The organism is Priestia sp. YIM B13490, assembly GCF_042787735.1.
GTDB classification, from domain to species: Bacteria; Bacillota; Bacilli; order Bacillales; family Bacillaceae_H; genus Priestia; species Priestia megaterium.
The window spans coordinates 32,918-49,286 of the sequence record NZ_JBHZOT010000020.1; the positions used below are offsets into that span (position 1 = coordinate 32,918).

General features: G+C 37.0%; 20 protein-coding genes. 1 reads left to right on the forward strand and 19 read right to left on the reverse strand.

The features are described 5' to 3' along the window. Positions 1–13: 13 nt before the first annotated feature. The 9 genes from purR to metG form a co-directional block, all read right to left on the reverse strand. A complete protein-coding gene (gene purR, locus ACFX4R_RS27325; protein WP_013054862.1) occupies positions 14–835 on the reverse strand; it encodes a pur operon repressor in 822 nt (273 codons plus the stop codon). A 56-nt stretch (positions 836–891) separates the two neighbouring features. After that, positions 892–1,761 carry a 4-(cytidine 5'-diphospho)-2-C-methyl-D-erythritol kinase gene (gene ispE / locus ACFX4R_RS27330; protein WP_013054861.1) on the reverse strand — a complete coding sequence of 290 codons (870 nt, stop codon included), beginning with the start codon at positions 1,759–1,761 and terminating at the stop codon, positions 892–894. Between the two features lie 198 nt (positions 1,762–1,959). Then, entirely contained in the window at positions 1,960–2,130 is a 171-nt protein-coding gene (locus ACFX4R_RS27335) for a small, acid-soluble spore protein, alpha/beta type (protein WP_013054860.1), read from the reverse strand. 194 nt (positions 2,131–2,324) lie between these two features. Beyond that, positions 2,325–2,558, reverse strand: a complete 234-nt coding sequence (gene veg / locus ACFX4R_RS27340) for a biofilm formation stimulator Veg (RefSeq protein ID WP_013054859.1) — start codon at positions 2,556–2,558, stop codon at positions 2,325–2,327. 273 nt (positions 2,559–2,831) lie between these two features. After that, positions 2,832–3,704, reverse strand: a complete 873-nt coding sequence (gene yabG, locus ACFX4R_RS27345; protein WP_013081339.1) for a sporulation peptidase YabG — start codon at positions 3,702–3,704, stop codon at positions 2,832–2,834. A 77-nt stretch (positions 3,705–3,781) separates the two neighbouring features. After that, positions 3,782–4,660, reverse strand: a complete 879-nt coding sequence (gene rsmA / locus ACFX4R_RS27350) for a 16S rRNA (adenine(1518)-N(6)/adenine(1519)-N(6))-dimethyltransferase RsmA (protein WP_013054856.1) — start codon at positions 4,658–4,660, stop codon at positions 3,782–3,784. Then, positions 4,654–5,217: a ribonuclease M5 gene (gene rnmV / locus ACFX4R_RS27355; RefSeq protein ID WP_043979029.1), complete on the reverse strand. Its 564-nt coding sequence runs from the start codon at positions 5,215–5,217 to the stop codon at positions 4,654–4,656. The genes rsmA and rnmV overlap by 7 nt, the downstream gene beginning before the upstream one ends. 223 nt (positions 5,218–5,440) lie before the next feature. Further along, positions 5,441–6,211, reverse strand: coding sequence for a TatD family hydrolase (locus tag ACFX4R_RS27360; RefSeq protein ID WP_013081336.1), 771 nt, complete (start codon positions 6,209–6,211; stop codon positions 5,441–5,443). Between the two features lie 90 nt (positions 6,212–6,301). Then, entirely contained in the window at positions 6,302–8,284 is a 1,983-nt protein-coding gene (metG, locus tag ACFX4R_RS27365; RefSeq protein WP_025601514.1) for a methionine--tRNA ligase, read from the reverse strand. Between the two features lie 566 nt (positions 8,285–8,850). Here metG and ACFX4R_RS27370 point away from each other — a divergent pair. After that, on the forward strand, positions 8,851–9,141 hold the full coding sequence (locus ACFX4R_RS27370) for a transition state genes transcriptional regulator AbrB (protein ID WP_170836841.1): 291 nt from the start codon (positions 8,851–8,853) through the stop codon (positions 9,139–9,141). Positions 9,142–9,173: 32 nt separating this feature from the next. On the opposite strand, the gene rsmI is transcribed toward ACFX4R_RS27370, so the two are convergent. From rsmI to ACFX4R_RS27420, 10 genes are all read right to left on the reverse strand, one after another. Further along, positions 9,174–10,046, reverse strand: coding sequence for a 16S rRNA (cytidine(1402)-2'-O)-methyltransferase (gene rsmI, locus ACFX4R_RS27375; protein WP_016762698.1), 873 nt, complete (start codon positions 10,044–10,046; stop codon positions 9,174–9,176). Beyond that, positions 10,024–10,311, reverse strand: coding sequence for a GIY-YIG nuclease family protein (locus ACFX4R_RS27380; protein WP_043979037.1), 288 nt, complete (start codon positions 10,309–10,311; stop codon positions 10,024–10,026). Before ACFX4R_RS27380 ends, rsmI begins: the two co-directional genes overlap by 23 nt. Continuing rightward, positions 10,298–11,044, reverse strand: a complete 747-nt coding sequence (locus tag ACFX4R_RS27385) for a tRNA1(Val) (adenine(37)-N6)-methyltransferase (RefSeq protein WP_165575673.1) — start codon at positions 11,042–11,044, stop codon at positions 10,298–10,300. The genes ACFX4R_RS27380 and ACFX4R_RS27385 overlap by 14 nt, the downstream gene beginning before the upstream one ends. 78 nt (positions 11,045–11,122) lie before the next feature. Next, positions 11,123–11,488 carry a DNA replication initiation control protein YabA gene (gene yabA, locus ACFX4R_RS27390; protein WP_013054848.1) on the reverse strand — a complete coding sequence of 122 codons (366 nt, stop codon included), beginning with the start codon at positions 11,486–11,488 and terminating at the stop codon, positions 11,123–11,125. A gap of 14 nt (positions 11,489–11,502) precedes the next feature. Next, complete coding sequence (locus tag ACFX4R_RS27395) at positions 11,503–12,330, reverse strand: PSP1 domain-containing protein (protein WP_013054847.1); 828 nt, start codon at positions 12,328–12,330, stop codon at positions 11,503–11,505. 4 nt (positions 12,331–12,334) lie between these two features. Then, a complete protein-coding gene (holB, locus tag ACFX4R_RS27400) occupies positions 12,335–13,327 on the reverse strand; it encodes a DNA polymerase III subunit delta' (RefSeq protein WP_025753146.1) in 993 nt (330 codons plus the stop codon). A 33-nt stretch (positions 13,328–13,360) separates the two neighbouring features. After that, positions 13,361–13,690 carry a cyclic-di-AMP receptor gene (locus ACFX4R_RS27405; RefSeq protein WP_043979044.1) on the reverse strand — a complete coding sequence of 110 codons (330 nt, stop codon included), beginning with the start codon at positions 13,688–13,690 and terminating at the stop codon, positions 13,361–13,363. A 62-nt stretch (positions 13,691–13,752) separates the two neighbouring features. Then, on the reverse strand, positions 13,753–14,379 hold the full coding sequence (tmk, locus tag ACFX4R_RS27410) for a dTMP kinase (protein WP_043979046.1): 627 nt from the start codon (positions 14,377–14,379) through the stop codon (positions 13,753–13,755). 16 nt (positions 14,380–14,395) lie between these two features. Continuing rightward, positions 14,396–15,820, reverse strand: a complete 1,425-nt coding sequence (locus tag ACFX4R_RS27415) for an aminotransferase class I/II-fold pyridoxal phosphate-dependent enzyme (protein ID WP_043979049.1) — start codon at positions 15,818–15,820, stop codon at positions 14,396–14,398. Positions 15,821–15,973: 153 nt separating this feature from the next. Beyond that, on the reverse strand, positions 15,974–16,156 hold the full coding sequence (locus tag ACFX4R_RS27420; RefSeq protein ID WP_013081329.1) for a sigma factor G inhibitor Gin: 183 nt from the start codon (positions 16,154–16,156) through the stop codon (positions 15,974–15,976). Between the last annotated feature and the right edge of the window lie 213 nt (positions 16,157–16,369).

The following is a 16,369-nucleotide window of genomic DNA, read 5'->3' on the forward strand; positions in this document are numbered from 1 at the left end:
CTCCCTTACTTGATCAAATATATTTTAAGTAATTGCCTTCTTGTACACGAATTTGTTTATCTTTGATATTTACATCTGTTAATTGTACAAGGGACACATACTCATCCACTAAACGTTCTTCAATATCTTCTGATTCTACTAAAACTCCAATACCAGCAACAGTTGCATCGAACTCTTCAAGCAAGCTAACCATTCCATTTACAGTACCGCCAGCTTTCATGAAATCATCAATGATGAGTACATTTGACCCGACCGCTAAACTTCTTTTAGCTAACAGCATTGTTTGAATGCGCTTAGATGAACCCGACACGTAGTTAATACTAACGGTCGATCCTTCAGTTACTTTACTGTCTCTGCGCACAATAACAACGGGCACGTCTAAATACTGAGCAACCGCATACGCAATAGGAATACCTTTTGTTGCTACAGTCATCACCACATCGATTTTGCGGTTAGCAAAAAGCGATGCATACAAGCGACCGATTTTATTCACAACGCGAGGGTTCCCTAAAATATCAGTTAAATATAAATATCCACCTGGCAGTAAACGCTCAGGTTTTTCAATCAACCCACATAATTCTTGAACAAGCTGACCGGCTTCTTCATTCGTCATCTTTGGAATGAATTTAACTCCGCCGGCAGCCCCTGGTAGCGTAACCAAAGTTCCGATACCCTGCTGTTCAAAAGTTTGTTTAATAATCGCCATATCTTCGCTAATAGATGATTTTGCGGAATCATATTTATCTGCAAAATACGTAAGAGGGATAAGGCGCTGAGGGTTTTGAATGAAATAGTTGGTCATATCAATTAATCGTCCACTACGTCGAAACTTCATAACATCCTCCTGAAAATCCGAATATTGTAATGTAAATATAACATTAACATACGGATTTATTCAAGCGTTATTCGTTCACCTAGTAGCCTAACTGCATAAACTTTATCACAAAAGCCACGTAATCCATTATAAATGCGATGCATACGTGAATCATGCTGTACAAGTCCAAATACAGTTGGCCCACTGCCGCTCATGAGCACAGCATCGGCGCCAAAACGCTTTATTTGTTCTTTAATGAGAGCTACTTCTGGATGCATTTTCAGCGTTACTGCTTCCAATACATTTCCTACAAGGCTACACATTTGATCATAATTTCCTGATTGTATGGCGTGAACCATCTCATCTACTTTAGGATGATCCATCTCTTCAATTTTTAAGTTTCGATATACATCTGCTGTAGAAACACCTATTTCAGGCTTAGCCAAAATCACCCAGCAGCTTGGAGGTGCCTCAATATGCTCTACAATCTCTCCGCGCCCTGTAGCAAGAGCTGTCCCTCCGTACACGCAAAAAGATACGTCAGAGCCAATCTCAGCCCCTATTTCTGCAAGTGTGTCTAATGATAACCCTAATTCCCATAACGTATTTAAACCGCGTAATGTAGCAGCCGCGTCACTGCTGCCTCCAGCTAATCCAGCAGCTACTGGAATATGTTTATCAATTAATATATTTACACCTTTTGAAATGTTATAACGTCGCTTCAAAATCTGCGCTGCCTGATAAGCGAGATTTCGCTGGTCATCTGGAACAAAGCGATTATGAGAATAGATAACAATTCGTCCATCTTCACGGTCAGAAAGTTCAATTCTGTCCGCTAAATCAATTGTTGTCATAATCATCTTAACTTCATGGTAACCATCTGGACGTTTATGTAACACATCAAGTGACAAATTTATTTTAGCCGGTGCTTTCACCATTAATTTCAACTTACTTCACCTACTTCATCTTATCGAGTTTAACGCTATTTTATCATAAAATGAACAAGATATAGCTGTTCATTTAAACATCTTTGTTTAATCCTCTGTTTTATCTTTCATTTTGGGACAAAAAAACCGAAGCGGTTATACACTTCGGTTTTCCTCATTTCACTTTAAATAGTCGTGTAAGCATTGATTTTCACTATGCTATTGCTTCAGCTGCTGCTGTGCAAGCTCTACAGCTCGCTTCACCATATTGCCTGCGTCTTTTGCCCGGATAGCGCCCCAGCCTTCTGCTTGTACAGTATCGTAAAAACCAAGTTCTTTAGCCAGTTCTTCTTTCAGCTTCGATGACATAATCCCTCTACGCCTTGACATTGCACATGGCTCCTTTACGTATAAAATGAAATTTCAACCTGAATCTCCTCGCTCTTTTACATAAGAAACGCGAGGACGATATGTATAGTATGTATAAAAAATAATGCATATATAATTTGAAAAAAAGACCAATAAAAAAGCAGTAAACCAATGTCCACTGCTCATCACCACTTGCTATATTGCCTATGTCATTCTTAGAAAAATTTCAGTTGCACTGTTTCCGTTAACACATCTGCGTAACTATACGAAACGCGCTCCAAAGAGTTTTCCTCTTGATCTAATTCAACGATAAAAACAGATGGGTACGTTTCTGTTAATACACCTGAACGTTCTACTGTTTTTCTACGACCACCGTTTGCTTTTAAAGTTAATCGTTGGCCTAGGTGCAAATCCAGCGCTTGCTTAATATCAGACAAAGTTTTCGCCATATTGGTCCACCTCACTATGTATAGTGTAACACATGTTAGAAAAATAGTCAAAAACATAAAATTATAACAATCTATCTCTAATTGTGTCAATAAATAATTTTCAACATGAATCTACATTTCGCTGTTAGTATGCTCGTTTTTCAACGAAATATGTATATCTTTAGCAAATATTGAAAATGGTTTTGTGTAATTAAGCGTATACTTTGGCTTCATACGAAAAAACAACTGGTTGCACATCATGCGTGTACATGCTGTAACCAGTTGTTTTTATTTCTACTCATCGCTTTCATAAGGCATGCCCGTGCGAAGCAGCCCTTTTGTTTCTACTCCTCCTAAACCTTTAGCACCCGTTAATGTATTACGTAAGACGTCCCATACATTAATACGATCTGTGAAAGGAGTAAAACTTAGTTTTGCTACTACATACACAGGGTCAAGAGCATGAATATTTACACGTGAAGGTGAACTAGCAAAGTTTGCTCCAGCTTGAATCAATAATTCAAAATGCGATTGACAGGCACCTGCAAAAATCACCAGCTGATCTAAATTACCAACTCTTTTTCTTGCTTCTTGGACTGTTTGAATATAGTGCTTGGAATGTCTATAAGCAAGGAGGTCATCTTTATTTCCTTTTCCTTTGGAATAGGCATCATGACCTGTCAGCACTAGAATATCGGGTCTTACATCCTCAATTAGCTTTCCAACCTTCTCAGGCATTTCTGACTCAACGCAATGAACACCATAAACAGGAACACCAATTTTTTCGTAAACCAACAAACATTTACGTAAATAATTAGGGTCTCCGTCTACGTGCAGGACCTTTCCTGGAATTTGAAATAAGCGATGTGAATGGCTGTATCCATTTGTCATGCTATATTCAGTTTTCTCTCGAACGAGCCGATAATCCTGTTGAATAAGCTCCAAGGATCTTTCTAAAAGTTCTTCTTCTTGCTTCTTTCTTTGATCCTGTTCTTTAGCATCCACAACCTCTAGATCTGTACAAGGAGCGTCCGCAATCAACCGAACGTCTTCTCCTATTAAAGTCGCATATTTCCCCGTTTCGCTGTCATTAATAGCTATAACACGAAAAAGCAAATCTCTTTGATAAGAAGGTCGTGTAACTATATCACCAATTTTGATGTTCATATGCTTCACTCCGTCTTTGCTACTTCAAAAATAAATTCTCTTCATAGCCTATGACTTCATGATAAAAATGTGATAATTTAGCGAAATGATTTTAAAAGTTGATCACTTAGCTTTCCAAATTCTTGAATAGATAACGTTTCGCCTCTTCGTTTCGGATCAATTTCAGCAGTTGAAAGTGCTTGTTCAATGTCCGCTTTTTTCTGCTTTCCATTTGGCAAGTTGTTCACTAGATTGTTTAAAATTGTTTTTCGGCGCTGTCCGAAGCTTGCTCGTACAACTTGGAAGAAGAATGCTTCATCTTGGACTTCTACCGCTGGCTTCGGTCTTCTTAACAATCGAATAACAGCTGAGTCTACATTAGGCTGCGGATTAAACACTGTTTTAGGCACAATCATAACCGTCTCAGCCTCTGTATAGTATTGAATAGCAATAGAAAGTGAACCGTACTCTTTTGTTCCCGGTTTAGCTGCTATACGGTCAGCAACTTCTTTTTGAAGCATAACGACGATTCCACGTACCGGAATTTGCTCTTCTAATAACTTCATCAAAATGGGTGTCGTCACGTAATACGGTAAATTCGCAACGACCATTAAATCTTCTATGTTTTCGAATTCTTGTTCGAGCGTCCCTTTTAAATCCGCTTTTAACACATCTTGATGAATAACTTTTGCATTTGAGTAAGGAGAAAGAGTATCAGCTAAAATCGGAAGCAAACGCTGATCGATTTCAAATGCCAGCACTTTTTTTGCGCGCTTTGCTAGCTGTTCAGTTAAGGCCCCGATACCAGGTCCAATCTCAATAGCTCCCGTTTCTTCTGTTATTTCCGCATGATCAACAATACGATGTAAAATGTTCGTATCAATTAAAAAATTTTGTCCCAAACTCTTTTTAAATGTAAAACCGTATTTCTTTAAAATTTCCTTGGTTCGATTAGGCGTTGCAATATCTTTTAACACGATCCCTTTTCCTCCTTATTTATCTGCTCAACAGCTCTGATAAAGTCCTCTTTTGAAATTTGGAACATGTGTAATCGTTTATGGAGCTGCTTTCCGTTGGCATAACCAATTTTTAATAACTTCCCTATTCTTTCACGTCGAGACTTGGCTTTACTATCTCCTATCAAACGAGCTATGATTAAATCCTCTTGAGAAATCTCCATAGCTGCCCCCATCCACTCTTGCTTCACATCTTTTAGTGCTTTTTGAATAGATGCAATAGAAGCATGTTCAACTCCAATACCTTTGCCATTTTTAGGACGAGCCTCTTCTTTATCTAAGAATGCATGTTTACATCCGGGAACACGTTCTGAAACAATATTTCGAATTCGCTGTCCTGGATAATCTGGATCTGTAAAAATAATCACGCCTCGTGTTTTTTGAGCTAATTTTACTTTCTCAATGGTTTCTTCATTTACAGCTGATCCATTTGTCTCGATGGTATCCGCATCCACTGCACGTTTAATTGCTACAGTGTCATCTCGGCCTTCTACTACAATAATTTCTTTAATCTTCATTGCTTCCTCCAAAACATTCAGTTTTGTTCATTTGCTTTTCAGTAAAAATGAAATGCTCATTGCGCACATCATTTTTCTTCTATGAAATCAACGTTTTATCTTATTATCAACTAAATTAAAAAACATCTACCTGTTATTTTAACTGAAAAAGGCAGAGGATAACATTCTCCTCTGCGCCTATCTTTACTTTAACACGAAAATGATTGTTATATGAGAAAAAGTTTTAATCATTAATTCCAAATAGCTTTTTAGCGTTAGCTGTTGTAATATCAGCTAATTCTTCATACGTTATCCCTTTTAACTCTGCAATTTGCTCTGCTACGTATGAAACATAACCAGGTTCATTGCGCTTGCCGCGGAATGGATGAGGAGTCAGATAAGGACAGTCTGTTTCAATTAATAGTTTATCTAAAGGAAGCTCTGTAGCAACTTCTTTTGGTTTTTTCGCATTTTTAAAAGTAACAGGTCCACCGAAAGAAATATACATATTCATATCCATACACTGCTTCGCTACTTCAATACTGCCCGTGAAGCAATGCATAATCCCGCCAACTTCTTCTACGTGCTCTTCTTTTAAAATGGTTACCACGTCTTCGGTTGCATCACGATTATGGATAATGATAGGTAAATTCACTTTGCGAGCTAAGCGAATTTGACGGCGAAATACGTCCTTTTGAACCTCTTTAGGTGATTTATCCCAATGGTAGTCTAATCCCATTTCTCCTAAAGCAACAACTTTCGGATGCTGAGCTAACTTTTCAATCCAAGCTAAGTGCTCATCCGTCATATCAACTGCATCTACTGGATGCCATCCTACACTCGCATAGATAAAGTCATACGTTTCAGCTATTTGAATAGCCTTTTTAATGGTAGGTTCATCAAATCCAACAACTACCATGTTTTGAACACCTTTTTCTAACGCACGATTAATTACTTCTTGCAAATCATCTTCATACTGTTCTGCGTTTAAATGAACATGTGTATCAAATAACATCTAATCGATCCTTTCCATGAATAAAAGGGGGTCCTCGCATGTTACACGTGAAACACCCCTTTTACCTATACTTATTTTATCTTCGTGTACTTATTTTATCTTCGTGCCGTTTGCTAAGTTTTGATCTACGCTTGCTAGTGAAAGACCGTTCTCATCTTCCCCCGCTAAAATCATTCCTTGTGATAGTTCACCGCGCAGTTTCACAGGTTTTAAGTTGGTTACACAAATTACTTTTCGACCTACTAATTCTTCAGGCTTATAAAACTTGGCAATACCTGAGACAACCTGGCGTTTTTCATAGCCAAGATCAAGCTGCAGCTTTAATAGTTTATCTGCTTTTTTAACTGGTTCTACTTGCGTAACTTGCGCTACACGAAGCTCTACTTTCATGAAATCATCAATCATAATCTCTTCAGAAGGCTCTTCCTTCACAACAGGTTTTTCTTCCTTTGGAGCACTCCCTTGCATCTGCTCTTTAATAAACGCTACCTCTTCTTCTCGATCTAGACGAGGGAACATTGGCTCACCTTTTTCTACTTTTGTGCCTTCTTTCAGCATATTAAAACGCGTTGTGCTTTCCCACGTTTTTAACACATCTTCTTTTACACCAATCTGAGCAAAAATCTTCTCAGGTGTACGCGTTAAGAATGGCTGCAGCAATACCGCAATGTGACGAATTGATTCAGCTAGATGTGTCATAACAGAAGCAAGTTCTGCACGCTTATTCTCATCTTTTGCTAACGCCCAAGGCTGCGTTTCATCAATGTATTTATTCGTGCGGCTTACATATTGCCAGATAGAAGCAAGAGCCACTGAAAACTCCATATCTTCCATCGCTTCTTCATATTTGTTCACTGTATCTTTTTGAGCTTGGACGATAAGTGCATCAAACTCTGTTACATTACCTTCATAAGTTGGAATAACACCATCAAAATACTTATTAATCATCGCCACTGTACGATTAACTAGGTTGCCAAGATCATTTGCTAAGTCAAAGTTAATACGTTCAACAAACGCTTCTGGTGTAAATACGCCGTCTGAACCGAATGGAACTTCACGAAGTAAGTAGTAACGAAGGGCATCCAGTCCATAGCGGTCAATCAATGTCACTGGGTCTACTACATTCCCTTTTGACTTCGACATCTTTCCATCTTTCATTAATAACCAGCCGTGAGCAAATACTTTCTTAGGAAGTGGCAAATCAAGGGCCATCAACATGATTGGCCAATAAATAGTATGGAAACGTACGATTTCTTTTCCTACTAAATGTACGTTAGCCGGCCAATATTTTCGATAGTTTTCATCGTTCTCTGTATCATACCCAAGAGAGGTGATATAGTTAGAGAGCGCATCAATCCATACGTAAATAACGTGTTTTGGGTTACCTGGAACTTTTACCCCCCAATCAAACGTCGTACGCGAAACAGCTAAGTCTTCAAGGCCAGGCTTAATAAAATTATTGATCATTTCGTTTTTACGGGACTCTGGTTGAATAAATGAAGGGTTTTCTTCATAAAAAGCTAGTAAACGATCTACGTATTTCCCCATTTTAAAGAAATAGGACTCTTCTCGAACGAGCTCTACAGGGTGTCCGCTATCCGGGCTTTTTCCGCCTACAACTTTTCCATTTTCAACGATTGGATCTACTAGTTGATGCTCTGTATAGTACGTCTCATCGGGAACTGAATACCAACCTTCATACTCATCAAGATAAATATCACCTTGTTCTAAAAGACGCGCGAAAATCTTTTCCACGATTTCTTTATGTCTTGGTTCTGTTGTACGGATAAAATCATCATACGAAATATCCATCTTATCCCACAGCTCTTTGATTCCAGATACAATATCATCTACGTATTGCTGAGGTGTCACGTTTTTCTCTTCTGCTTTTCGCTGAATTTTTTGACCATGTTCATCTGTACCTGTTAAATAACGTACGTCAAACCCTCTCAAACGTTTATAACGAGCCATTGCATCTCCCGCTACCGTCGTGTATGCATGCCCTATATGTAATTTACCACTCGGATAATAAATCGGCGTAGTAATATAAAATGTATTATTTCCATCTGCCATGTTCATAACCTCCAACATTCCATTTCAACATTTTGATTTATATGTATGTAATCATATAAACCCTGTCTTCTTATTCTACTATCTATCATACTATTTTACATGATAATTTCAAAACATTCTCTTCCTATATACGCGGGAATATGACGGATTCACTTCATTTTTAAATAATCGTTATTTTCCCAAAAAATAATCCTGTTAATTGTATCAGCTTCGCCCTATTTTTATATAAAATATACCCTCATTCAAAAAGTCACTTTGATGAAAACGACAAATAGGTCTAATTTTGTCGTTTTATGTCGAATTATATTTACCCTATCTTCAAAATAGTTAATATCAAGCTATTTAGACGATTAATCTTTTTTCCAATGAAACCCCTTGTCATTCCTTGACTGACGGTCACAATTAGCTTGTAAACAAGTCGAGAAAAAAATTTTTTACCAGCTACATTTTTTTACATATAAAATGATTGACTAGTTTTGGAAACGCTGGTATTATGAAAGTACGTTGAAATTGTCGAATAATGACGAAAGTAATAACATAGAAAAATGATTACTGAGAGGAGAACGATTAATATGAAATCTACAGGTATTGTTCGTAAAGTTGATGAATTAGGACGCGTAGTAATTCCAATTGAATTACGACGTACATTAGGAATTGCAGAGAAAGATGCTCTAGAAATCTATGTAGATGAAGAGCGCATCATCTTAAAAAAATACAAACCAAACATGACTTGCCAAGTAACAGGTGAAGTATCTGATGATAACATTCAACTTGCTAGCGGCAAATTAATTCTAAGCCGTGAAGGTGCAGAACAAATCATGAAAGAACTTCAAGATTCTTTACAAGCTTCTAAATAAAACGAAAAGCTGTCTATGATAGACAGCTTTTTTTAATGTACGTGATATTCACTATAAATGTCTCGCTTTGACACATCTCGGTCTTTTGCCACTTGCTTAATAGCTTCTTTGTTTGAAAGTCCTTCTTCTACATAGTGATCAACATGCTCAATAATGGTGAGCTGTTCCCACCATAGATTACTTTCATCTGGCGCTTCTTCATTTGTCCCTTCAAGAATTAAGCAAAATTCGCCTCTAATATCTGTAGCATTTGTCCATTCAATTGCTTCTAATACACTTCCTCTTAAAAATTCTTCATAACGTTTTGTTAACTCTCTACATAACACAATAGATCGGTTCCCTAAAATTTCTTCTATACTCTTTAGCGTTTCTTTTAATCGATGAGGAGCTTCATAAAATATCATGCTTTCCTTAATATACTGAAGCTCTTGAAGCTGTTCTTTACGCTGTTTTTTATTTCTGTTTAAAAATCCATAAAAGTAAAACTGCCCCGTAGGTAGTCCCGAAGCAATTAAAGCTGTTAATGCTGCGTTAGGCCCCGGCAGCGGAACAACCGTATATCCTTCTTTAACGGCAGCTACCACTAACTCATAACCAGGATCTGAAATACAAGGCATGCCCGCGTCGCTTACTAAAGCAATATTTTTTTCACTGTCTAAGTCGCTTAACAGCTGTTCACTTTTTGTATGTTTATTATGTTCATGATAACTTGTAATAGGTGTATCGATCTCAAAGTGGTTACATAGTTTTTTCGTTTGTCTCGTATCTTCTGCGGCAATATAATCAACTTCTTTTAAAATTCGAATCGCACGAAATGTCATATCCTCTAAGTTTCCAATAGGAGTGGGAACTAAATATAAAACGCCTCGTTCATTCGATACATCATAACTTTTTTGTGATTTCATTCTGCTTTTCTTGCTCCCTTCGAATGTAAGCCTGTTTTTTCACTCTGCTTAACTGTTTGAACCAATATTCTTTTTGCATAGCTTCTGTTTTAGAAGTAAACACCTCATGCCAAATTAATGAAACAGGCCTTCTTGCTCTCGTATATTTTGCCCCTTTTCCTTCATTATGGACAGAAATACGTTTTTGCAAATTATTCGTGTAACCAGCGTAATACGTACAGTCCTTGCATTCAACTACGTAAAAATAATGATTATTTTGTTCCATATAAAATCCTTTTTAATTCGTCCGTGTATTCATCATTATCTTGGTAGACCACCAGCGGAGGAAGAATCTTTAAATCTGGACTTCCATCCTTCGTACCTTCAATTAAAAGTGTATTTGCTTCTTTCCCATCTTTAGGATAGACAAACTGAAGTCTCTTTGGCTCTAAACGGTACTGCCTCATTAACGTAACGATATCTAACAGTCTTCCTGGACGGTGAACTAATGCCACTTTTCCGCCTTGCTTCACTAGTTGACTGCTGGCTCTAATCACATCTTCCAACGAACAATGAATTTCGTGGCGAGCGATTGCAAAGTGTTCGTTTTCATTTATCTCTTCTTTATTGGATGTGGTGAAATAAGGAGGATTACATGTTACAACATCATATTTTCCATAACCCAGTTCTTGAGGCGCATTTTTTAAATCACCATGTATCATTTTAATCTGCCCATCGAGCTGATTATACACAATACTTCTTTGCGCCATACTATGTAGCCGCTCTTGAATTTCTACACCAATAATTTTTCCATTTGTTCGTTTAGATAAAAACAGGGGGATTACACCGTTTCCTGAACATAAATCAACCAAGTTACCTTTACGAATTGGGACATAAGCAAAGTGAGATAAAAGCACAGCATCCAATGAAAAGGAAAAGACAGACGGACTTTGAATAATGCGCATCTCCTCATCGGCTAATAGATAATCTAAACGTTCATCTCCATATAACTCAACCATAGTCGTTCTTCTCCTTGTACATCTATTATTTACATCTTTTACTCATAAAAAGAACCTCTCCAAAAGGGAGAGGTGGTGTTACTTTTTATTTAAAAATGACAAGCAAAACAAACAGTCTCCATCTTTACGCACACTTCCATAATGAATGTTACAAATATGAAAACCCTCTTGGTAAAGGCGAGCCAAATTGTCATATCCTTCTCCGATATCAATTTGTTTTTGCTCTTTTGTTTGAGCGCTTGCTTTTGAATGTCTATTTTTCAGCTTCGTTTCGAAGTTTGTCTGGTCAAGGCGACGGCGCAAATGATCATTTTCTATTTGCAGGTGATGATTTTCTTCAATTAGCTCAGCAAGATGCTCTTTCAACTCACCTAACTGCTTATATAAATGACCAATTTGTTCCTCCATGTTTGTCACCGAATCAAAAATCTCTTTTTTATCCACCTTTGCCCACCTCGTTAATCTGTGGCTTGAAACGAAACAGCACCTTCATTATTGATCTCATCCAGAGTATACTCTAAAATTTGTTCGTGATCTGACAGTTCCACTTGAATAATTCTTTCCAAAATATTCAAACCCACTACACGTCCTGAACCATCTGAAGTTTTAATTGTTGAGCCTATATCAGGAAGCTGTTCTTTTGCCGTTTCATACTCATCATTTTCATATTTTAAACAACACATCAAACGTCCGCATAAACCAGAAATTTTCGTTGGATTAAGCGATAGGTTTTGGTCTTTGGCCATCTTAATAGAAACCGGCTCAAAATCACCTAAAAACGTTGAGCAACATAGCATACGGCCACAAGGACCTATCCCGCCCAACAGTTTTGCCTCATCTCGTACACCGATTTGACGAAGCTCAATTCGCGTACGGAAAATAGCAGCTAAATCTTTAACTAACTCTCTAAAATCAATACGGCCGTCTGCTGTAAAATAAAAAATGACTTTATTACGATCAAACGTATATTCTACATCTACTAACTTCATATCTAAATCGTGTGATTGAATTTTTTGCACGCATACGTCATACGCTTCTCTAGCAGCTTGTTTATTTTCATCCACAATCAGCCTGTCTTTTTGTTCGGCAATGCGGATTACTTTTTTCAAAGGAAGTACGACATCGTGTTCACTTACTTGCTTTTTATTAATAACCACTCTGCCAAATTCAACACCACGAACTGTTTCTACAATAACAAACTCACCATCTGGAATTGTAAGTTCTCCAGGGTCAAAATAATATATTTTTCCCGCTTTTTTAAAGCGAACGCCTACTACATCATACAAGCTTTTATCCCTCCTGCAAATCCAACACCAGCTGTTCCATTAATAACTGTAGATTCATATTTGAATTTAATTTATTTTTGGCCTTCAAGATAACCTCTAAGCGATAAATCGCTTTTTCCTGCGTTGTCTGAAGAGCTTGCTGTTTTAATTCTTCTATTTTATGACGATAGACGATTTTAGACTCTTGTCCAACTTGCAGCGTCAACAAATCACGATAAAGAAGCATCAATAAAGTTAAACCAATATGTGCTTGTTCTTTTTCTTTAAAATGTGTTACCCACTTTTCATGAATAAAAAGAAGAGCTTGTTGAGGTCTCGTTGTTAACACTTCATATAATTGTATCACTAACTTTATTGCAAGTCCAAACCATTCATCTTTACTTAATTCAATTGCTTCATCAATGCTGTTTGTTAAATTAGACAAGATGGACGCATCTACTGCGGAAAGGCCATTTTCTACTAGTTTTTCAGCTAACTGTTCTGGTGTAAGAGATCGAAATGATATTACTTGGCAACGTGAGATAATCGTATCTAATAAGCGCTGTATATTTTCTGTTAATAAAACTGCATAAGTTCCGTTGCCAGGCTCTTCTAAAAATTTCAGTAAACTATTTGCTGCGCTTACTGTCATTTTATCAACATGATTCACAATATATAACTTTTTATTAGATTCAACACCGGTTTTTGTGAATTCTGATTGCAAAAATTGAATTTGCTCTTTTTTAATCGATAAACCAGCTGGCTCAATCAAGTGAATATCTGGATGATTACCTGAATCAATTCGCCGGCAGTTACTGCACTCATGGCATGGCCTATGATTAACTGGATTTTGGCAAAACAGCGCTTTAGCAAACAAAAAACTAATTTGTTTTTTACCTGTTCCTTTGCTTCCTTCAAATAAATAAGCATGAGCAACTCGCTCTTTAAGTAAGCTGTTTTGCAAAATCTTTAATACGTTCGGCTGAAGAGCTTCAAGCTGTTCCCATGTATTTCCCATTCAATCATCACTTTCTATTTAAAATCTTCTCTCTTAAAATTGATGAAATTGATCTACTGGTAGTACGAATACTGTAGCTCCGCCCACTTCAACTTCAACAGGATACGGAATGTATGAATCTGCATTACCGCCCATCGGTGCCACAGGAGAAATCATCTGTCTGCGGTTTTCACATTGGCCCTTAATAATATCAAGTACTTCATCTACTTTATGATCATCCGTACCAATCATAATTGTTGTATTCCCTGATTTTAAAAATCCGCCCGTACTTGATAATTTGGTTGAACGAAACCCTCTTTCTACAAGTGCATTTAAAAGCTTTGAGCTATCTGAATCTTGAATAACGGTCATTACTAATTTCATGAATAACACCTCATTTTACTTTTTGTTAAGAATAGTATAGCAAGAATAACAATCATCTGTATTTATTTTAAAATCAATTTTATTTGTTTATAAGCTTCTTCACAGACTTTTTCAACGGATTGATTTGCATCAATTCGTCGAATACGCTCTGGAAATTCACTCAAAAGAGATAAATATCCATCTCGTACTTTATAATGAAAGTCTAAGGATTCTAAATCTAATCGATTAATCTCATCTTTTCGACCTTTATTAATTCTTTCTAATCCTACCTCAGGCTCAATATCAAAATATAAAGTGGCCTGTGGCATCGTTTGCTCAATAGCAAATTGATTGATAGCAAAAATATCTTCTACGCCTATGCCCCGCGCATTTCCTTGATAAGCAAGTGAGCTATCAATAAAACGGTCACATAATACTATATTCCCTTTATTTAGCTCAGGAATCACTTTTTCTACAAGATGTTGTCTTCTAGCCGCAGCATAAAGAAGTGCTTCGGTTCTGGCATCCATTTCCGTATTAGATGGATTTAAGATGATTTCACGAATTTGTTCAGCAATTCGTATGCCTCCAGGTTCTCTTGTTAATACAATGGTATAACCCTCTTGTATTAATTTTTGTTGAACCATATGGATGATCGTCGTCTTACCAGCACCTTCTGGCCCTTCGAATGTAATAAACGTTCCTGACATGTATAAATTCCTTTCTCTATTTAAATACTTCTATCTTTCCTTCTTCCATACAAGATCCGCCCTGAATATGACCATTTAACCTTTGAATATGCAAAATATAGTCAATATGATTGCTTGTAATCGTTTCTCCCTCCATTAAAATGGGAATTCCAGGAGGATATGGAATAACAGATTGTGCGCTTACACACCCAATCGCCTCTTCAAACGAACACATATGCTTTGATCTTAGTTTTCTTTCTTCCATAGGCAGGAGAACCGTTGCTCTTGAAAAACGAAATGGTTTGATTATTGGTTTTTCATATGACTTACGCTGTATATTCTCTACTGCTTGTCTAACCCGCTTAATTGTATCATTAAAATCCCAACTGCTGCTCAAAGGTAGAACAAACAATACATAGTTAACGTCAGCTAGTTCTGTATAAATATCTTGCTTTTCCAGTTCCTTTTGCAAATGATATCCTGTTGCAGCCGAACAAGTCAACGTCATTTTCAAAAGGTCGGTAGCAGTTTGATCTGTTTCCACATCAATAGTTGAAAGTGTATCAATCTCATTAATCTTTTCAACAAACGAATGAATATTATCAGTCATTCTATCAATATCATGCTGAGTAAACTGCTGCAGATAATACCGTGCTAAATCAAGAGAAGCCATAATAGGGTATGAGGGACTGCTTGACTGCAGTACTTGTAGGTAATGCCGAACGCTTTGCTTATTTATCAACGTCCCCTGAATATGTAAATAAGAACCCATAGTCATAGCAGGCAGCGTTTTATGTGCTGACTGAACAACAAGATCCGCTCCATACGTAACAGCTGACGACGGAAAAGGATTACCTAAAATAAAGTGGGCTCCATGAGCTTCATCAATAATTATAGGAATATTGTAGCCATGAATAAAGTCAATGATCTCCTTTAGATCTCGCGCCACCCCATAGTAAGTAGGATTTGTTAATACAAATGCTTTTATATCCTCAGAACCCTCTACAGCTGCTTTAATTGTTTTAATGGATACACCTGTACTAAGATGTGTTTTTGAATCTATTTCAGGAGCTAAAAAAATAGGTGATGCCTTTGATAAAGCAATAGCATTAAAAATAGATTTATGAGAATCTCTTTGAACAGCAATTTTATCTCCTTCTTGACAAAGGGATAAAATCGCGGCGAGATTGCCTACAGTAGAACCATTAACTAAAAAAAAGCTTTCATCTACTCCATACAACTTTGCCGTTAAATCTTGTGCTTCTTTAATAACAGATTCTGCTTCATGTAAATCATCTAATCCGCTAATTTCTGTTAGATCGTATTGCAAAAAGTCTGCGTAAGAAGACTGAATATATGAAGGTAGAATTTGACCATTTTTATGGCCGGGCACGTGATAAGAGAGTGACCTCTTTTCGCTGTGCCTTACTAAACGGTTATATAAAGGTAAATATGTATCCATACATCCATTCCTTACTTTTTGTAAATATAACATTGCTAACTTGATAAAAGAATATGTAAGTATTTTTTCTATCAAAATTGATTTTTCTTTCATTATAACAAACTTAGTTGATTTTTTTGAGCCATATAAAGAAGCCCTTATAAAAAAGGGCTCTTAGTAAGAAAACGCTCCTGATATTCTCTTTAATTGATTTACTAACAATTGATAACGAAAATGAGATGAATCCACCTCTACAATCTCTACCTCGCAGTGTTGGCATATAAAGCTGGAAAACACCTCAATACCCTTTGTATGCTGTTCATGACAAACGGAACATGTTTTAATTTGTTTTTCCATTACTCTCCACCTCCACTAAATAAGTATCGACAAGATGTAACTTCTTTATGCACTTCATTTACCCCATTTTATGTAGATAGCTTATACTCTGTGAATAATAAAAAAAGGACTAGCTAAAATAGCTAGTCCTTTTTCGGGTGCCTGGCAACGTCCTACTCTCACAGGGACAAAGTCCCAACTACCATTGGCGCTAAAGAGCTTAACTTCCGTGTT

What these genes read in the sequence shown, in the direction of transcription:
- purR (WP_013054862.1), bottom strand. Translation starts at nt 835, where the DNA reads ATGAAGTTTCGACGTAGTGGACGATTAATTGATATGACCAACTATTTC.
- ACFX4R_RS27335 (WP_013054860.1), bottom strand. Translation starts at nt 2,130, where the DNA reads ATGTCAAGGCGTAGAGGGATTATGTCATCGAAGCTGAAAGAAGAACTG.
- veg (WP_013054859.1), bottom strand. Translation starts at nt 2,558, where the DNA reads ATGGCGAAAACTTTGTCTGATATTAAGCAAGCGCTGGATTTGCACCTA.
- yabG (WP_013081339.1), bottom strand. Translation starts at nt 3,704, where the DNA reads ATGAACATCAAAATTGGTGATATAGTTACACGACCTTCTTATCAAAGA.
- rnmV (WP_043979029.1), bottom strand. Translation starts at nt 5,217, where the DNA reads ATGAAGATTAAAGAAATTATTGTAGTAGAAGGCCGAGATGACACTGTA.
- ACFX4R_RS27360 (WP_013081336.1), bottom strand. Translation starts at nt 6,211, where the DNA reads ATGTTATTTGATACACATGTTCATTTAAACGCAGAACAGTATGAAGAT.
- metG (WP_025601514.1), bottom strand. Translation starts at nt 8,284, where the DNA reads ATGGCAGATGGAAATAATACATTTTATATTACTACGCCGATTTATTAT.
- rsmI (WP_016762698.1), bottom strand. Translation starts at nt 10,046, where the DNA reads ATGAAATCACAAAAAAGTTATGATGTATCGAATGAACGAGGCGTTTTA.
- ACFX4R_RS27380 (WP_043979037.1), bottom strand. Translation starts at nt 10,311, where the DNA reads ATGGAACAAAATAATCATTATTTTTACGTAGTTGAATGCAAGGACTGT.
- ACFX4R_RS27385 (WP_165575673.1), bottom strand. Translation starts at nt 11,044, where the DNA reads ATGGTTGAGTTATATGGAGATGAACGTTTAGATTATCTATTAGCCGAT.
- holB (WP_025753146.1), bottom strand. Translation starts at nt 13,327, where the DNA reads ATGGGAAATACATGGGAACAGCTTGAAGCTCTTCAGCCGAACGTATTA.
- ACFX4R_RS27405 (WP_043979044.1), bottom strand. Translation starts at nt 13,690, where the DNA reads ATGAAATTAGTAATGACCGTTATTCAAGATTCAGATAGCTCAAAGCTT.
- tmk (WP_043979046.1), bottom strand. Translation starts at nt 14,379, where the DNA reads ATGTCAGGAACGTTTATTACATTCGAAGGGCCAGAAGGTGCTGGTAAG.
- ACFX4R_RS27415 (WP_043979049.1), bottom strand. Translation starts at nt 15,820, where the DNA reads ATGGATACATATTTACCTTTATATAACCGTTTAGTAAGGCACAGCGAA.
- ACFX4R_RS27420 (WP_013081329.1), bottom strand. Translation starts at nt 16,156, where the DNA reads ATGGAAAAACAAATTAAAACATGTTCCGTTTGTCATGAACAGCATACA.